15 protein-coding genes are annotated in these 17,779 nt (G+C 62.6%); 7 read left to right on the forward strand and 8 right to left on the reverse strand.

What is annotated here, in order from left to right; translation table 11 throughout:
* Positions 1–7 precede the first annotated feature (7 nt).
* The 6 genes from LOY22_RS25580 (at position 8) to LOY22_RS25605 (ending at position 5,755) form a co-directional block, all read left to right on the forward strand.
* Positions 8–1,213 (forward strand): SfnB family sulfur acquisition oxidoreductase, encoded by a 1,206-nt coding sequence (locus tag LOY22_RS25580; protein WP_093378338.1) that lies wholly within the window; start codon positions 8–10, stop codon positions 1,211–1,213.
* Positions 1,213–2,604, forward strand: a complete 1,392-nt coding sequence (locus LOY22_RS25585) for an LLM class flavin-dependent oxidoreductase (RefSeq protein ID WP_258595346.1) — start codon at positions 1,213–1,215, stop codon at positions 2,602–2,604. Before LOY22_RS25580 ends, LOY22_RS25585 begins: the two co-directional genes overlap by 1 nt.
* Positions 2,597–3,400, forward strand: coding sequence for a MetQ/NlpA family ABC transporter substrate-binding protein (locus LOY22_RS25590; RefSeq protein WP_093378331.1), 804 nt, complete (start codon positions 2,597–2,599; stop codon positions 3,398–3,400). The genes LOY22_RS25585 and LOY22_RS25590 overlap by 8 nt, the downstream gene beginning before the upstream one ends.
* A gap of 1 nt (position 3,401) precedes the next feature.
* Positions 3,402–4,532 carry a methionine ABC transporter ATP-binding protein gene (locus LOY22_RS25595; protein ID WP_258595348.1) on the forward strand — a complete coding sequence of 377 codons (1,131 nt, stop codon included), beginning with the start codon at positions 3,402–3,404 and terminating at the stop codon, positions 4,530–4,532.
* Positions 4,522–5,166 (forward strand): methionine ABC transporter permease, encoded by a 645-nt coding sequence (locus tag LOY22_RS25600; protein WP_093378325.1) that lies wholly within the window; start codon positions 4,522–4,524, stop codon positions 5,164–5,166. The genes LOY22_RS25595 and LOY22_RS25600 overlap by 11 nt, the downstream gene beginning before the upstream one ends.
* Positions 5,167–5,299: 133 nt before the next feature.
* Positions 5,300–5,755 carry an REP-associated tyrosine transposase gene (locus LOY22_RS25605; protein ID WP_045201130.1) on the forward strand — a complete coding sequence of 152 codons (456 nt, stop codon included), beginning with the start codon at positions 5,300–5,302 and terminating at the stop codon, positions 5,753–5,755.
* Positions 5,756–5,833: 78 nt separating this feature from the next.
* On the opposite strand, the gene LOY22_RS25610 is transcribed toward LOY22_RS25605, so the two are convergent.
* From LOY22_RS25610 to LOY22_RS25620, 3 genes are read right to left on the reverse strand one after another with little or no spacing between them, the layout of a single operon-like run.
* Complete coding sequence (locus LOY22_RS25610) at positions 5,834–8,881, reverse strand: efflux RND transporter permease subunit (RefSeq protein ID WP_195885275.1); 3,048 nt, start codon at positions 8,879–8,881, stop codon at positions 5,834–5,836.
* Positions 8,878–9,948: an efflux RND transporter periplasmic adaptor subunit gene (locus LOY22_RS25615; protein ID WP_045201126.1), complete on the reverse strand. Its 1,071-nt coding sequence runs from the start codon at positions 9,946–9,948 to the stop codon at positions 8,878–8,880. The genes LOY22_RS25610 and LOY22_RS25615 overlap by 4 nt, the downstream gene beginning before the upstream one ends.
* A complete protein-coding gene (locus LOY22_RS25620; protein WP_093378311.1) occupies positions 9,945–11,036 on the reverse strand; it encodes an efflux RND transporter periplasmic adaptor subunit in 1,092 nt (363 codons plus the stop codon). The genes LOY22_RS25615 and LOY22_RS25620 overlap by 4 nt, the downstream gene beginning before the upstream one ends.
* A gap of 144 nt (positions 11,037–11,180) precedes the next feature.
* On the opposite strand from LOY22_RS25620, the gene LOY22_RS25625 reads away from it, so the two are divergent.
* Positions 11,181–12,341 carry an AAA family ATPase gene (locus LOY22_RS25625; protein ID WP_258595352.1) on the forward strand — a complete coding sequence of 387 codons (1,161 nt, stop codon included), beginning with the start codon at positions 11,181–11,183 and terminating at the stop codon, positions 12,339–12,341.
* 70 nt (positions 12,342–12,411) lie between these two features.
* On the opposite strand, the gene LOY22_RS25630 is transcribed toward LOY22_RS25625, so the two are convergent.
* From LOY22_RS25630 to LOY22_RS25650, 5 genes are all read right to left on the reverse strand, one after another.
* Entirely contained in the window at positions 12,412–13,302 is an 891-nt protein-coding gene (locus LOY22_RS25630) for an ABC transporter permease subunit (RefSeq protein WP_010221198.1), read from the reverse strand.
* Positions 13,299–14,219: an ABC transporter permease subunit gene (locus LOY22_RS25635; RefSeq protein WP_093378301.1), complete on the reverse strand. Its 921-nt coding sequence runs from the start codon at positions 14,217–14,219 to the stop codon at positions 13,299–13,301. Before LOY22_RS25635 ends, LOY22_RS25630 begins: the two co-directional genes overlap by 4 nt.
* Positions 14,216–15,358, reverse strand: a complete 1,143-nt coding sequence (gene potA, locus LOY22_RS25640; protein ID WP_045201117.1) for a polyamine ABC transporter ATP-binding protein — start codon at positions 15,356–15,358, stop codon at positions 14,216–14,218. The genes LOY22_RS25635 and potA overlap by 4 nt, the downstream gene beginning before the upstream one ends.
* 59 nt (positions 15,359–15,417) lie before the next feature.
* Positions 15,418–16,512 carry a polyamine ABC transporter substrate-binding protein gene (locus LOY22_RS25645; protein ID WP_093378296.1) on the reverse strand — a complete coding sequence of 365 codons (1,095 nt, stop codon included), beginning with the start codon at positions 16,510–16,512 and terminating at the stop codon, positions 15,418–15,420.
* 163 nt (positions 16,513–16,675) lie between these two features.
* Positions 16,676–17,773 carry a polyamine ABC transporter substrate-binding protein gene (locus tag LOY22_RS25650; RefSeq protein WP_258595355.1) on the reverse strand — a complete coding sequence of 366 codons (1,098 nt, stop codon included), beginning with the start codon at positions 17,771–17,773 and terminating at the stop codon, positions 16,676–16,678.
* Positions 17,774–17,779: the final 6 nt, after the last annotated feature.

A 17,779-nucleotide genomic window follows, 5' to 3' on the forward strand; every position in this document is an offset into this window, starting at 1 on the left:
CCTGTTTATGAGCCTTTTGCCACAACCGCACGCCAACGTCGCGGTCATCCACACTGACGCCCAGGCATTGCAAGTCGCCGAGGAAATCGCCGTCCAGCTGCGCCGCGACAGCGCCCTGCGCGACCGCGAACGACGCCTGCCACACCCTGAACTTGAACTGTTCTCGCGCTCCGGCCTGTGGGGCATCAGCGTACCCAAGGCCTTTGGTGGCGCAGGCGTATCGAGCGTCACCCTGGCCAAGGTCATCGCCCGCATCGCCCAGGCGGACGCCTCGCTGGGGCAGATTCCGCAGAACCACTTCTATGCCCTCGAAGTGCTGCGGGTCAACGGCAGCGCGGCGCAACAGCAGCGCCTGTACGCCGAAGTACTGGCCGGCCAGCGCTTGGGCAATGCCCTGGCCGAGCTGGGCACCAAGACCGCCCACGACCGCACCACCGCCCTTAGCCGCGACGGCGATGCTTACCGCATCAACGGGCGCAAGTTCTACGCCACCGGTGCGCTCTATGCCCAGCGCATTCCCACCTCGGTTGTCGATGAGGACGGCATCCAGCGCCTGGCCTTCGTCCCGGCAGACAGTACCGGGCTGAAGGTCATCGACGACTGGAGCGGCTTCGGCCAGCGCACCACCGGCAGCGGTTCGGTGCTGTTCGATAACGTCCAGGTTGGCGCCGAAGACGTGCTGCCGTTCCAGAGCGCCTTCGAGCGCCCGACCACGGTCGGCCCGCTGGCGCAGATCCTCCACGCCGCCATCGACACCGGCATCGCCCGCGCCGCCTACGAAGATGCCCTGCACTTCGTGCGCACCCGCAGCCGGCCATGGGTCGACTCCGGGGTCGATAAGGCCAGCGAAGATCCACTGACGCTGAAATCCTTCGGCCACCTGGCGATCCGTTTGCACGCCACTGAAGCGCTGCTCGAACGCGCCGGCGAATACCTCGACCGCGCCCAGGCCGAGCCCAATGCCGCAACCGTCGCCGCCGCCTCCATCGCCGTGGCCGAAGCGCGGGCGATCAGCACCGAGATTTCCCTCGCCGCCGGCACCACTCTGTTCGAGCTGTCGGGCAGCCAGGCCACCCTGGCCGAGCATGGCCTCGACCGGCACTGGCGCAACGCCCGGGTGCACACCCTGCACGACCCGGTGCGCTGGAAGTACCACGCCATCGGCAACTACTACCTCAACGATGAAAACCCACCGTTGCGGGGCACCATCTGATGGCCAAGAAAAAGATCCTGCTCAACGCCTTCAACATGAACTGCGTTGGCCATATCAACCACGGCCTGTGGACCCACCCGCGGGACAACTCGAGCCAGTACAAAACCCTCGAATACTGGACCGAGCTTGCCCAGTTGCTCGAGCGCGGGCTGTTCGACGGGCTGTTCATCGCCGATATCGTCGGTGTCTACGACGTCTACCAGCAGTCGGTCGATGTACCGCTCAAAGAGTCGATCCAGCTACCGGTCAACGACCCGCTGCTGCTGGTCTCGGCCATGGCCGCAGTCACCCGCAACCTGGGTTTCGGCCTGACCGCCAACCTCACCTACGAGCCGCCGTACCTGTTTGCCCGGCGCCTTTCCACCCTCGACCACCTGAGCCGTGGCCGGGTCGGCTGGAACATCGTCACCGGCTACCTCGACAGCGCTGCCAAGGCCATGGGCCTGGACCAGCAACCCGAGCACGACCGCCGCTATGACCAGGCCGACGAGTACCTGCAGGTGCTGTACAAGCTCTGGGAAGGCAGTTGGGAAGACGGCGCGGTGCTCAACGACCGCCAGCAGCGGATCTACGCCCAGCCGGACAAGGTGCACAAGGTCAAGCATCAAGGCGAGTTCTACCGGGTCGAGGGCTATCACCTCTGCGAGCCGTCGCCGCAGCGTACGCCGGTGCTGTTCCAGGCTGGCAGCTCCGAGCGTGGCCTGGGCTTTGCCGGCAACCATGCCGAATGCGTGTTCATCAGCGGCCAGAACAAGGCCGCCACCCGCGCCCAGGTCGACAAGGTCCGCGCTGCCGCCGTCGCAGCCGGGCGCGACCCGCAAGCCATCAAGGTGTTCATGGGCCTGACGGTGATCGTCGCCCGCACCGAAGAACAGGCCAAGGCCAAGCACGCCGAGTACCTGCGCTATGCCAGCCCCGAGGCCGGTGTTGCGCACTTTGCCAGTTCCACCGCTATCGATTTTTCCGAGTACGAACTGGACGAGCCGATCCAGTACGTGAAAAGCAATGCCATCCAGTCTGCCACCAGGAACCTGCAGAACAACGACTGGACCCGGCGCAAGCTGCTCGAACAGCACGCTCTGGGCGGGCGCTACATCACCCTGATCGGCTCGCCGACCCAGGTCGCCGACGCGCTGGAAAGCTGGATCGCCGAAACCGGCCTCGACGGTTTCAACCTGGCGCGCACGGTCACCCCGGAAAGCTATGTCGACTTCATCGACCTGGTCATCCCCGAGTTGCAACGCCGCGGCTCGTACAAGACCGCCTACGAACAGGGCAGCCTGCGCGAAAAACTCTTCGCCAGCGACCAGCCTCACCTGCCGGCAGACCATCCTGGCGCCAGCTATCGCCACACCACCACGACCCCGACGGGAGCGCTACAGCATGCTTAAAACCTTTATTGCCCGCCCGGTCGCAGCCCTGGCCTTGAGCCTCGGCCTGCTCGGCGCCGCCCAGGCCGCCGATGCCCTGAAAGTCGGCACCACCGCAGCCTTCTCGATCCCGCTTGAAGCCGCCGTCAGCGAGGCCAAGAAACAGGGCCTGGACGTCGAACTGATCGAGTTCAGCGACTGGATCGCGCCGAATGTCAGCCTGGCGGCCGGCGACATCGACGTGAACTACTTCCAGCACATCCCGTTCCTGGAAAACGCCAAGGCTGCTGCCGGTTTCGACCTGGTGCCCTTCGCCCCGGGGATCATCAACAACGTCGGCCTGTATTCGAAAAAGTACAAGAGCTTCGCCGAGCTGCCCGAGGGCGCCAGCGTGGCCATCGCCAACGACCCGATCAACAGCGGCCGCGGTTTGCAGTTGCTGGCCAAGGCCGGCCTGATCACCCTCAAGCCCGGCGTCGGCTACAAGGCCACCGAAGAAGACATTGTCGCCAATCCGAAGAAGCTGAAGATCCTCCAGGTTGAAGCAGTACAACTGGTGCGTGCCTACGACGACGCCGACCTGGTCCAGGGCTACCCGGCCTACATCCGCCTGGCCAAGACCTTCGACGCCACTTCGGCGCTGCTGTTCGACGGCCTCGACCACAAGGAATACGTGATCCAGTTCGTCATCCGCCCGCAGAGCAAGGACGACCCGCGCCTGGCCAGGTTCATCGACATCTACCAGCACTCGCCGGTGGTGCGTGCTGCCCTCGACCAGGCCCACGGCAAGCTCTACCAAGCCGGCTGGGAGAGCTGAAATGAGCGCCATCAGCGCCCGCGTGGCGCAGGAGCAGCAGGCCACTTTCGCGCCCCTGCAACAGGCCCGGCAACGGGCCTTGCACCCGGAGCTGGGCAACGCCCATGTACGCTTCATTGGCCTCGGCAAGACGTACCCTGGCCAACGGGCCCCGGCGCTGGACGGCATCGACCTGAACATCCAGCACGGTGAGATCTTCGGCATCATCGGCCGCAGCGGCGCCGGCAAGTCGTCGCTGATCCGCACCATCAACCGCCTCGAGCAACCCAGCCAGGGTCGGGTGCTGATCGACCAGGTAGACATCGGCGAGTACGACGAAGACCGCCTGGTGCGCCTGCGCCGGCGCATCGGCATGATCTTCCAGCACTTCAACCTGATGTCGGCCAAGACCGTCTGGCAGAACGTCGAGCTACCGCTCAAGGTCGCCGGCGTGCCCAAGGCCGAGCGCCAGCGCAAGGTTGCCCAATTGCTGGAACTGGTCGGCCTGCAGGAGAAGCATCACGTCTACCCGGCGCAGTTGTCCGGCGGGCAGAAGCAGCGCGTCGGCATTGCCCGGGCGCTGGTGCATGACCCCGAGATCCTGCTGTGTGACGAGGCTACGTCGGCACTCGACCCGGAAACCACCGAGTCGATCCTCGGCCTGCTACGCGATATCAACCAGCGCCTGGGTTTGACCATCGTGTTGATCACCCACGAGATGGCGGTGATCCGCGATATCTGCCACCGGGTAGTGGTGCTCGAGCGTGGGCGCATCGTTGAACAAGGCGCTGTCTGGCAGGTGTTCGGCGATCCGCAGCATGAGGTCAGCAAGACCCTGCTCGCGCCCTTGCAGCCTGCTCTGCCAGCTGCGTTGCAGGCTCGCTTGCAGCCGCAACCGGCGGGGCCTGAGGCAGCACTGGTGTTGAGCTTGCGGGTGAGTGGCAAAGACAAGCAGGCGCCGGAATTGTCTTCATTATTCGCCTTGCTCGGCGGTCGGATCAGCTTGCTGCAAGGCGGCATCGAACCGATCCAGGGCCGCGCGTTGGGGCAGCTTGTTGTGTCGGTGGCCAACTCGCCGCACCGCCACGAGCAAGTGATTGAGCGCGCCCGGCAATGGGCGGCACAAGTGGAGGTATTGGGTTATGTGGTTTGATCGCTTGCTCCAGGGCGTGCTCGACACCCTGCTGATGGTCGGCGTCTCATCGCTGATCGCCCTGCTCGCCGGCGTGCCGCTGGCGGTGATCCTGGTCACCAGTGGCAAGGGCGGGATCTTTGAAGCGCCTGCCCTGAACCGGGTGCTCGGCGCCTTCGTCAACCTGTTCCGCTCGATTCCGTTCCTGATCCTGATGGTGGCCTTGATTCCCTTCACCCGCTTGATCGTCGGCACCACCTACGGCGTCTGGGCGGCAGTGGTACCGCTGACCATTGCCGCCACACCGTTCTTTGCGCGCATTGCCGAAGTCAGCCTGCGCGAGGTCGACCACGGCCTGATCGAAGCGGCCCAGGCCATGGGCTGCCGGCGCTGGCATATCGTCTGGCATGTACTGCTGCCCGAAGCCCTGCCGGGCATTGTTGGCGGCTTTACCATCACCCTGGTGACCATGATCAACTCCTCGGCCATGGCCGGCGCCATCGGTGCCGGAGGCCTGGGCGACATCGCCTATCGCTATGGCTACCAGCGCTTCGACAGCCAGATCATGCTGACGGTGATCGTCATGCTGGTGGTGCTGGTGGCGTTGATTCAGCTGGGCGGGGACCGGTTGGCGAAGGGCTTGAACAAGCGCTGAATTTATCACGGGTCAAGTCGAGACGTCGTACCACCCCCACATCTATGGCACAGGGAAACATTCTGTTTTCAAGACCTCCATGCTCCCCCAGCGAGTCCAGCTACCTTGAAGTTTCAAACTCAAGGAAGTCGACATGGACCGTCCACACTCCAAGCGCCTGCGACGGGGGCGAATTTCCGAACCCGGCAGGTTGTATCTACTGACGAGCATCACTGAAAACCGGGCCCCCATACTCAGAGAGTTTGGCTTGGCCCGGCTCGTCGTTGCCCAATTCAAACTAGCTGAGCAAGAAGGCGCTGCGCGATCACTGGCCTGGGTAGTAATGCCTGATCACTTTCATTGGCTCATCGAGTTGCAGTCCTGCACATTGAAAACACTAATGCGCAGGCTCAAGTCACGCAGTGGCTGCGCCATTTGCAAGGCGTGCAAACTCAAAAGCAGACTCTGGCAGCCTGGGTTTCATGATCGTGCATTGCGCTATGAAGAAGATGTCCAGGCAGTAGCTCGTTACATTGTTGCCAACCCTATTCGTGCAGGGCTGGTGCAGCGAATTGGTGACTATCCTCATTGGGATGCGGTCTGGATCTAAAAGCATCGCGGGTCAAGCCCGCTCCCACAGAATACACCGTTGCAACTGTGGGAGCGGGCTGGACCCGCGATGGCGTAATCACTGGCGCTGCGGCTCGCGGATCTTGTACCAGGCCACGTACAGCGCCGGCAAAAACAGCAGGGTCAGCAAGGTGGCGACGATGATCCCGCCGATCATGGCGTAGGCCATCGGCCCCCAGAACACTTCGCGGGCGATCGGGATCATGCCCAGGCTCGCCGCTGCCGCAGTCAGCAAAATCGGCCGGCGCCTGTGGTTGGTCGCTTCCAGCACCGCATCCCAGGGCGAGTAGCCCTGGGCTTCGTACTCGTCGATCTGGGTCACCAGGATCACCGAGTTGCGGATGATGATGCCGATCAGCGCAAGAATCCCCAGGATCGCCACAAAGCCCATCGGCGTGCCGGTCGGCACCAGCGCCAGGACCACGCCGATCAAGCCCAGCGGCGCCACGCTGGCGACCAGGAACAGCTTCTGCACGCTGTGCAGCTGGATCATCAGGAAGGTGCCCATCATGAACAGCATCAGCGGCACCACCTTGGCGATCGGGCCCTGGGCCTTGCCGCTTTCTTCTACGGTACCGCCGGTGGCCACGGCGTAACCCACCGGCAGTTTGCTGGCGAATTTGTCGATCTGCGGCTTGAGCTCAGCCACCAGGTCGGTCGGCTGGATTTCGCCGCGCACCGAGGCCTTGATGGTGATGGTCGGTTTGCGGTCGCGACGCCATACCAGCGGCTGTTCCAGCTCATAGCGCACGGTGGCGAAGGCCAGCAGCGGGATCGAGGTGCCGTTGGGGGTGACGATCTGCAGGTTTTGCAGGGTCTGCGGCGTGCCGCGCTCGCTGTCTACGGCGCGCGCGATGACGTCGATCAGGTAGATGTTGTCGTTGACCTCGGTCACCGGCGCGCCGCTGACGATGCTGTTCATCACATTGGCCACGTCTTCGGACGACAACCCGAGCTGGCGCGCCTTGTCTTGGGCGATCTCGACCCGCAGCACCTTGCCCGGCTCGTTCCAGTCGTAAATCATCTCGCCGATGTGCTCGTTCTGGTCGAGCAGCGAGGCCAGGGCAATGGCGTGCTTGCGCACTTCATCGATGTCCTTGCCGCTGACCCGGTACTGGATCGGCCGGCCGACCGGCGGGCCCATTTCCAGTGACTGGACGTTGCTGCCAATGCCGACGAAGTCTTCACGCAGACGCTTTTGCAGGCGCGCCATCAATGCCTCGCGCGACTCCAGGCCTTTGCTGACAATCACCAGCTGGGCGTAGTACGGGTTCTGCAGTTGCTGGTCCAGCGGCAGGTAGAAACGGATCGCGCCCTGGCCGATGTAAGTGCTCCAGCGCACGATATCCGGGTCGCCCTTGAGCGTCGCTTCCAGGCGATCCACCGCCTTGCGGGTTTCCTCGATCGAGGCGTTTTGCGGCAGGTTGAGGTCGACGAGAATTTCCGGGCGGTCCGAGGACGGGAAGAACTGGTTCTGCACGAATCGCATGCAGAACACCGCCAGCACGAACAGCAACACAGTGCCGATGATGGTCAGCCAGCGATGACGCATGCACCACAGCAGGCTGTTGCCAAAGGCCTTGCCGATACGCCCCGGCTCTTCGCTGTGCGGTTTGACCTTGGTGCTGAGGATATGCACGCCGAGTACCGGGGCAAATACTACGGCCACCACCCAGGACACCAGCAAGGCGGCCGCGATCACCGCGAACAGGGTGTAGGTGTACTCCCCTGCCGAGCTGGCATTGAGGCCGATCGGCACGAAGCCCGCGACCGTCACCAGGGTACCGGTAAGCATCGGAAAGGCGGTCGAGGTGTAGGCGAAGGTGGCTGCCTGCTCCTTGGACTCGCCCATTTCCAGGCGCGTGACCATGACCTCGACGGTGATCATCGCATCGTCCACCAACAGGCCCAGGGCAATGATCAGCGCGCCCAGGGAGATCCGCTGCATGGTGATGCCGCTGTATTCCATGAAGATGAAGACCATGGCCAGCACCAGCGGAATCGAACAGGCCACCACCAGACCGGCGCGTACCCCGAGGCTGATGAAGCTGACCACCAGGACGATCACCACCGCCTCGAACAGGGCGCTGGTAAAGCCGCCCACGGCCTCCTCTACTACCACCGCCTGGTCAGACACCGTATGCACGCCAACACCAACCGGCAACTCGGAGACCACGCGGTCCATCATCTTGTGCAGGTCGGCACCGAACACCTGGATGTTGCCGCCGGCCTTCATGCCGATGGCAAGACCAATGGCGGTCTGGCCGTTGTAGCGAAACATCGGCGCGGGTGGGTCGACAAAGCCTCGCTGGATCTCGGCGATATCCGCCAGGCGGAAAAAACGGTCGTTTATCCGCAGGTTGACCGCTTCCAGGTCTTTTTCCGAAGCGAACTGCCCGGTGGTGCGTACCGAAATGCGCTCGGGACCGGCCTCGATCACCCCGGCCGGGGTGACTGCGTTCTGGCTCTGCAGGGCCTGCAATACCTGGCGCTGGTCGATGCCGAACGACGCCAGCTTGCGGGTCGAGAAGTTCAGGTAGAGCACCTCGTCCTGGGTGCCGATCATTTCCACCTTGCCCAGGTTGGGCACTTCACGGATCTCGGCGCGCACCTGTTCGACGTAGTCGCGCAGCTGGCGCATGCTCAGGCCATCGGCGGTAAAGGCGTAGATCGAGCCGAACACGTCACCGAACTCATCGTTGAAACCCGGGCCCTGAATGCCTTGGGGAAACTCGCCGCGAATATCCTGGATCTTCTTGCGCACCTGATACCAGATCTGCGGGATGTCCGCCGCCTTGGTGGTGTCGCGCAGGTTGACGTACACGGTTGACTCGCCCGGGCGGGTGTAGCTTTTCACATAGTCGAGGGAGTCCAGCTCTTCGAGCTTCTTTTCGATGCGGTCGGTGACCTGGTACAGGGTTTCATCCTGGGTCGCACCCGGCCAGCGGGTCTGAATGACCATGGTCTTGATGGTGAACGAAGGGTCTTCCTCACGCCCCAGGTTCATGTAGGAAAACACGCCCATCAGCAAGCCGACGAACATCAGGTACCAGACAAAGGATTGGTGCTTGAGCGCCCACTCCGACAGGTTGAAGCTTCCATTCATTGCGGGTCTTCCTCGTCGACGATGACCTTCTGGCCCGGTTTGAGACTGTTTACACCGGCGGTTACTACTCGCTCGCCAGGCTGTACGCCCGAGGCCAGCACTACGCTGCCGGGGGTACGCTCAAGCAGCTTCACATCACGTGTGGCGACGGTTTTTTGCTGCGGATCGACCACCCATACCCGGGTCTTGCCGTCGCTTTCGAGCAAGGCCGACGCCGGCAGTTCGGTGCGTGGCGAAACCGCCGAGGTCAGGGTGACGCTGATAGCCGTGCCGAGACGGAACGCATTCGGCGTATCGACCAAGGTCAGGCGGGCGCGACGGGTGCGCGTGGTGGCATCGGCCTGCGGCTCCAGCTCACGCAGGGTCGCTGTGGTGTTGATATCCGGGTCCAGTTGCGAGGCCACCAGGAACTGAAGCTGCGTGTTCAATTGCTCGGCCAGGCTGGTCGGCAGGTCGATCACCGCTTCCTTGATATCCGGTCGCGCCAGGGTCACCACGGCCTGGCCGGCACTCACCGTTTGCCCGGCCTCGGCCTGCCAATTGGTGACTACGGCGCCATGGTCGGCCTTCAGCTCGCTGTAACCCAGTTGATCACGGGCCTGGTCAACCGCCGCCCGCGCCTGCTTGAGGGAGGCTCCAGTGGTCTTCAGGTCGGTCTGCGCGATGTCCAGCTGGGCTTGCGCACCCACGCCGCGATCAAACAACTGCTGCTGACGTCGGGCGTTGGCCTGGGCGTTGATCCACTGCGCCTGGATCTTCGCCAGGTCGCCCTCAGCGGCGCGCAACTGGTTGCGCTGGTCGGTGGGATCAAGGCTGGCAAGCACATCGCCTGGTTGCACTTGACTGCCGACATCGACCCAGCGCCGGGCAATCCGGCCCCCCACACGAAAGCCCAGGGTGCTTTCAAAACGGGCCTGGATGCTGCCAGCGAAACGTCCAAGATTGGCCTGTACCTGTGGCTGGGCAATGACCGACAGCACTGGTCGCACAGGTTCTGGCGCACTGGCTTGCTTGCCGCAACCTACGAGCAGTAGTGCGCCGCCCAAGACAAACGTGATTGCTTTCATTGCGCCACCCCGCTGTCCTTGAGCGGCGCGATTTCCACCTGCATGCCCGGATTTAGCAGTTGCCCGCCAGTTACCACAACGGTTTCCCCACCTTTGAGGCCATCGCCCACCACCACCTTGCCGGTCAGGTAGCGCATCACCTTGACCTTCTGCAAGCGCACCTTGTCACCCTCGCCCACCAGCCACACCGCCGGCTCATGCAGGTCTTTGGTCAGCGCTGACCAGGGCAACTCTACGCTCGGCTTGCCCTGAACTTTGCCTGTGGCAGTAACTGGCGAGCCCAGGTCCATGCCGGGCGGCACATCATTCAATGCCACCTTGACCTGCACCGTGCCGCTTTGCGCCGAAACCGTCGGGGTGACCTCACGGATGTAACCCTGAGCCTGGATTTTCGGGTTATCCACCAGGCTGACCTTGATTGCCTCACGGGTGGCCGGGGCCACCAGCAAGGCTTCGTAGACATTGAACACCGCATCGCGCTCACCATCGCGGGCCAGGCTGAAGATCGGCACCGTGGCCTGAACCACCTGGCCGACCTCGGCCTGGCGCTCGGTGATCACCCCGTCCGCCTCGGCGACCAGCGCGGTGTAGCTCAACTGCTCTCGGGCGTTGGCCAGTTGCGCCTGGGCGGCCTTGAGTGCGCTCTGGCTGCTGCGCAAGGCGGCTTCGGCCGAGTCGTACTCGCTCTGGCTGGTGTAGCCCTTGGGCAACAGTTTTTGCTGGCGAACAAAGGCCGCGGCAGTCTGGGTCACGCGCGCCTGCTCGGCGAAGACCTCGGCCTTGGCCGAGTCGACGTTGGTCTGCAGATCCTTGGGGTCAAGCCTGGCCAGTACCTGGTTGGCCTTGATGTGATCGCCGACATCGACGCTGCGGGCAATGATCTTGCCGCCCACGCGAAAGGAAAGATCGGTCTGCACCCGCGCCTGAACATCGCCGGTCAGGGTTACGGACGCTGCGAAATCACTGGGCTGAACACGTTGAACACCAACCCTGGGCAGTTCGGCTTCAGGGGCTTTTTTCTCCCCGCATCCCGTCAGCACCAGCGACACCCCCAGGCAGACGAGCGATAAAGGACGCAACACCCTCATGCAGGCTCCTTGCATGTGCCAGATCTATTTAGGAATGCGAGTGTTAGCGTAGATCAGGGTTCCCTTGATCGCTTGTCGGTGTACACAATTCGTTCACCACGCGGAATCGGCGATACTGCCCTCTTTACCTGAATGGACGCTGCCATGCTGACCACCCTGGCTGTCGCCAACTACCGCTCGATCAATCACCTGGTGCTGCCACTGGCACGCCTTAACGTCATCACCGGGCCCAACGGCAGCGGCAAGTCCAATCTGTACAAGGCCCTGCGCCTGCTCGCCGAAACGGCGCAAGGCGGTGTGGTCAACGCCCTGGCGGTGGAGGGCGGGCTGGAGTCGACGTTCTGGGCCGGCCCCGAGCAGATCAGCCGGCGCATGAGCAACGGCGAAGTCGCCATCCAGGGCGGCCCGCGCCAGCATGCACGGCGCTTGCGCCTGGGCTTTGGCGACGAAGAATTCGGCTACGCCATCGGTCTCGGCCTGCCGGAGCCGAGCAGGTCATCTTTCGCCCTCGACCCGCAGATCAAGCGCGAAAGCATCTGGGCAGGTCCGTTGTACCGCCCGGCCAGCCTGCTGGTGGACCGCCAGGGGCCGATGGTCAAGGTCCGTGAAGGCCGCCAATGGGAGGTGCAGGCGCAGCACACGCCGAGCTTCGACAGCCTGTTCGACCAGGTCGGCAACCTGCGCTCCTCACCGGAGGTGTTGCTACTGCGCGAGCGCATCCGTGGCTGGCGCTTCTACGATCACTTTCGCACCGACCGTGATGCCCCGGCCCGCCGCCGGCAACTGGGTACGCGCACGCCGGTACTGCACCACGACGGCCGCGACCTGGCCGCCGCGCTGCAGACCATCATCGAGATCGGCGACCCGCAGGCCTTGCAGGCAACCATCGCCGATGCCTTCCCGGGCGCACGCCTGGAGATCGATGCAGTGCCGGGTGGGGCGTTCGGGGTGTTGTTCTATCAGGAAGGTTTGTTGCGACCGCTGAGCGCCGCCGAGCTATCGGACGGGACCTTGCGCTACCTGCTGCTGGTCGCCGCGCTGCTGACGCCAAGGCCGCCGACCATGATGGTGCTGAACGAGCCGGAAACCAGCTTGCACCCGGATTTGCTGCCAGCGTTGGCGCGCTTGATCGTTCGTGCCTCGGAGCAGTGTCAGGTGTGGGTGGTGTCACATGCACGCCGCCTGGTGGCAGCGCTGGAACAGGACGCGAGCTGCAATTCGATCGTGCTGGAGAAGGTGCTGGGGCAGACCCGCGTTGCCGGTCAGGGGATGCTCGATGAGCCGGCCTGGCACTGGCCGGAGTGAAAACCAATCGCGGGGCAAGCCCGCTCCTACCCATTTGTAGGAGCGGGCTTGCCCCGCGAAGGGTTTCAGATCACGCCGAAACCGGCGCCGGCGCGCGACGCACGTCCGGTTGTTTCCACGAGTCGGCAGCGCTTTCTTCGATAGCCTGCTGGATCGCCCGACGGCGACGCTCTTCGGCCTGACGGCTGAAGTACCAGACCATGAAGGTCACCAGCGACACGCTGAGCAGGATCAGGCTGGCCACGGCGTTGATTTCCGGCTTCACGCCCAGACGCACGGCAGAGAAGACTTCCATCGGCAGGGTGGTCGAACCCGGGCCCGAGACGAAGCTGGCCAGTACCAGGTCATCCAGCGACAGGGCAAAGGACATCATCCCGCCCGCTGCCAGCGACGGTGCGATCATCGGGATGGTGATCAGGAAGAACACCTTCCACGGCCGGGCACCGAGGTCCATGGCCGCTTCTTCGATCGACAGGTCGAGCTCACGCAGGCGCGCCGACACCACTACCGCCACATAGGCTGCGCAGAAGGTGGTGTGGGCGATCCAGATGGTGACGATGCCACGCTCCTGCGGCCAGCCGATCATCTGCGCCATGGCCACGAACAGCAGCAACAGCGACAGACCGGTGATCACCTCGGGCATTACCAACGGCGCGGTAACCAGGCCACCGAACAGCGTGCGGCCCTTGAAGCGGGTAACCCGGGTCAGCACGAAGGCGGCCAGGGTGCCCAGCGCCACGGCGGCGATCGCGGTGTAGCAGGCGATCTCCAGTGAGCGCATCACCGAGCCCATCAACTGGGTGTTGTCGAGCAGGCCGACGTACCACTTCACCGACCAGCCGCCCCACACCGTCACCAGCTTGGAGGCGTTGAACGAGTAGATCACCAGGATCAGCATGGGCAGGTAGATGAACAGCAGGCCCAGGACCAACATCAATTTGGAGAAACTGAAACGCTTCATGCCCTACCCTCCATCTCTTTGGCCTGACTACGGTTGAAGAGCAGGATCGGTACGATCAGGATCGCCAGCATCACTACCGCCAGGGCAGAGGCCACCGGCCAGTCACGGTTGTTGAAGAACTCTTGCCAGAGCACTTTACCGATCATCAGGGTTTCCGGGCCGCCAAGCAGCTCAGGAATGACGAACTCGCCCACCACCGGAATGAACACCAGCATGCATCCGGCGATGATGCCGTTCTTCGACAGCGGCACGGTGATTTTCCAGAAGCTGTTGAAGGTGCTCGAACCCAGGTCCGAGGCGGCTTCAAGCAGGCTCTGGTCATGCTTCACCAGGTTGGCGTAGAGCGGCAGGATCATGAACGGCAGGTACGAATAGACCACGCCGATATACACCGCAAGGTTGGTGTTGAGGATCTGCAACGGCTGATCGATCCAGCCCAGCCACAGCAGCAGGGCGTTGAGCAGGCCGTTGTTGCTGAGGATGCCCATCCAGGCATAGACGCGAATCAGGATTGCGGTCCAGGTCGGCATCATGATCAGCAGCAACAGTACCGTCTGGGTTTCCTTGCGGGCGTTGGCGATGGCGTAGGCCATCGGATAGCCGATCAGCAGGCACAGCAGCGTGCTGACGAAGGCCATCTTCAACGACCCCAGGTACGCCGAGATGTACAGTTCGTCTTCGGTCAACAGGCCATAGTTGGCCAGGTTGAGCACCAGCTGCACCTTGTCTTCGACGTAGCTGTAGATCTCGGTGTACGGCGGGATCGCCACGTCGGCTTCGGCGAAGCTGATCTTCAGAACGATGAAGAACGGCAGCATGAAGAACAGGAACAGCCAGATGAACGGCACGCCGATCACCACATGGCGCCCCTCGGGCTTTATTCGGTTGAAGGCTCGCTTGAGCTTGCGGGCGTTCATGAGCGCAGTACCACGCCGCTGTCATCCTCCCACCAGACGTAGACCTGGTCGTCCCAGGTCGGCCGGGTGCCCTGGCGTTCGGCGTTGGCAACGAACGACTGGACGATCTTGCCGCCAGGCAGCTCGACGTAGAACACCGAATGGCCACCCAGGTAGGCGATGTCGTGGACCTTGCCGCGCGACCAGTTGTGCTCGCAGGTCGGCTGCTCGGTGGTCACCAGCAGTTTTTCCGGGCGCAGGGCGTAGGTGATGCGCTTGTCTTCCACCGAAGTGGTGACACCGTGGCCGACGTAGATCTTGCGCTCAAGCTCGGGGCTGGCGATCACCGCGTGGCCTTCGGCATCGTCGACCACTTCGCCCTCGAACAGGTTGACGTTGCCGATGAACTCGCAAACCAGGCGGCTGGTCGGGGTTTCATAGATGTCGATCGGGCTGCCGATCTGGGCGATCCAGCCCAGGTGCATGATGGCGATGCGCTGGGCCATGGTCATGGCCTCTTCCTGATCGTGGGTCACCATCACACAGGTCACGCCGACCCGCTCGATGATCTCCACCAGCTCCAGTTGCATCTGCGAGCGCAGCTTCTTGTCCAGCGCGCCCATCGGCTCATCGAGCAGCAGCAGTTTCGGCCGCTTGGCCAGCGAACGGGCCAGGGCCACACGCTGACGCTGGCCACCGGAGAGCTGGTGCGGCTTGCGCTTGGCGTACTGGGTCATGTGCACCAGCTTGAGCATCTCGGCCACGCGGGCGTCGATCTCAGACCTGGGCATGCGGTCCTGCTGCAGGCCGAAGGCGATGTTCTGCGCCACGGTCATGTGCGGGAACAATGCGTACGACTGGAACATCATGTTGATCGGCCGCTCGTAGGGCGGCATATCGGTGATGTCTACACCATCGAGGAAGATACGCCCTTCGGTGGGCCGTTCGAAGCCGGCGAGCATGCGCAGCAAGGTGGATTTGCCCGAACCGGAACCACCGAGCAGGGCGAAGATCTCGCCCTTCTTGATTTCCAGGGACACATCGTCCACGGCGACCGTTTCGTCGAACTTTTTCGTGACCCGGTCGATTTTGACCAGCACCTGTTTAGGTTGCTGGTCGCCCTCGAGGGCTTTCTTATAGGCACCGGAGGCAACTGCCATTTGTGAAACTCCCAACAAGATTTTTTGCGTCCGCCCCTGCCGTGACGGACCCTGGATTTTTACTTGCCCGACTTGACCTTGGTCCAGCTACGGGTCATCAACCGTTGCACCTTGGGAGGCAGCTCGGAGTTGACGTACAACTTGTCCAGCACTTCTTGCGGTGGGTAAACCGCTGCGTCGGTTCGCACGCTCTGGTCCATCAGATCGCCAGCCTTGGGGTTCGGGTTGGCGTAACCGACGTAATCACTGACCTGGGCAATTACCTCAGGCTGCAGCAAATAGTTGATGAAGGCATGGGCCTCTTTGACATTCTTGGAGTCCTTGGGGATCGCCAGCATGTCGAACCAGAGGTTGCCGCCTTCCTTGGGAATCGCATAGGCCACCTTGACGCCCTTGCCGGCTTCTTCGGCGCGGGACTTGGCCTGGAATACATCGCCGGAGAAACCGGCAGCCACGCAGATGTCGCCGTTGGCAAGGTCGGAGATGTACTTGGAGGAGTGGAAGTAGGTCACGTAGGGACGTACGGCCAAAAGCTTTTTCTCGGCATCGGCGTAGTCCTTGGGGTTGGTGCTGTTGGGGTCGCGCCCCATGTAGTTGAGCACCGCCGGGAGCATCTCGTCAGCCGAGTCGAGGAACGCGACTCCGCACTTGGAGAGCTTCTTGATGTTCTCCGGCTCGAGCAGCACGGCCCAGGAATCGATCTTGTCGGTACCCAGCGCCGCCTTGACCTTGTCGACGTTATAGCCGATGCCATTGGTGCCCCACAGGTAGGGGACGGCGTACTGGTTGCCCGGGTCGTTCTTTTCCAGGCGCTTCATCAGCGCCGGGTCGAGGTTCGCATAGTTTGGCAGCAGCGCCTTGTCGAGCTTCTGAAACGCGCCCGCCTTGATCTGCTTGCCGAGGAAATGGTTGGACGGCACCACCACGTCATAGCCGGTGCGACCGGCCAGCAGTTTGCCTTCCAGGGTTTCGTTGGAGTCGAAGACATCTTGCACCGGCTTGATGCCAGTGGCTTTTTCGAAGTCCGCGAGGGTGGTCTGACCGATGTAGTCGGACCAGTTATAAATGTGCACCGTGGGCGCCGCTTGGACGCTGATCGCCAGCGTCAGACCCGCTCCAGCCAACATGGCCTTGCGAAATACAGAAATAGACAAGTGGGAGGTCCTCACAAATGTGCCCGTGGCAAACGGCAGAAATACCTGCCTGATAAGCAAACCGGCGCGCAACTTACCTTCGATGCACTCATGCCGCAAAAAAAATTTGTGCTTTCATGCTCCCCGGGCGGGATTTACACCGCGCCCAGGGAGGTCACCGCTGTTACTTGCCCGACTTGATCTTGGTCCAGCTGCGCGTGATTTCGCGCTGGGCCTTGGCACCCGGGTCAGCAATTGCGTACAGCTGCTTCTTCACATCAGCCGGTGGGTAGATGCTCGGATCGCCCGAGATATCCTTGTCCACCAGTGCGGTCGCTGCCTTGTTGCCGTTCGGGAAACGGACGGCATTGGTGATCTCGGCCATGATTTCCGGCTGCATCAGGAAGTCCATGAACTTGTAGGCGGCGTCGACGTTGACGGCATCTTTAGGGATAGCAACCATGTCGTAGAAGGTACCGGCGCCTTCTTTCGGAATGACGTAGTCCAGCTTGACCTTGTCGCCGGCTTCGTGGGCACGTGCCTTGGACTGCTCCAGGTCACCCGAGTAACCCACGGCGACGCAGATGTTGCCGTTGGCCAGGTCCGAGATGTACTTGGAGGAGTGGAAGTAGCCAATCGAAGGACGCACGCTGAGGAACAGGTCTTCGGCGGCTTTGAGGTCTTCTTTTTTCGTGCTGTTGGTCGGCTTGCCCAGGTAGTGCAGCGCCGCCGGAATCATCTCGGTCGGGGCATCGAGGAAGCTCACGCCGCAGCTCTTGAGCTTGGCGATGTTTTCCGGCTTGAACACCACGTCCCAGGAATCGATCTTGTCGACGCCCAGCGCCGCCTTGACCTTCTCCGGGTTGTAGCCGATGCCGATGGAGCCCCACATGTACGGGAACGCATGCTTGTTGCCCGGGTCGCTGGCATCGCCAACGGCCTTGAGCAGGTCCTCGTCGAGGTTCTTCCAGTTTGGCAGCTTGGACTTGTCCAGCTCCTGATAGACGCCAGCCTTGATCTGCTTGGCCAGGAAGTTGTTCGACGGTACCACCACGTCGTAACCGGACTTGCCTGCCAGCAACTTGGCCTCGAGGGTTTCGTTGCTGTCGAAGACGTCGTAGACGACCTTGATACCGGACTGTTTCTCGAACTTGGCGACGGTGTCTGGTGCGATGTAGTCGGACCAGTTATAGACGTGCAGTACTTTGTCATCCGCCTGAACAGCACTGGCCATGGCGCCCATCAGGGACACGGCCAACAACGTCTTGCCCAATTTCTTCATGCGTAA

The sequence above is a fragment of the Pseudomonas sp. B21-035 genome (genome assembly GCF_024748945.1).
In the GTDB taxonomy this organism is placed as follows: domain Bacteria; phylum Pseudomonadota; class Gammaproteobacteria; order Pseudomonadales; family Pseudomonadaceae; genus Aquipseudomonas.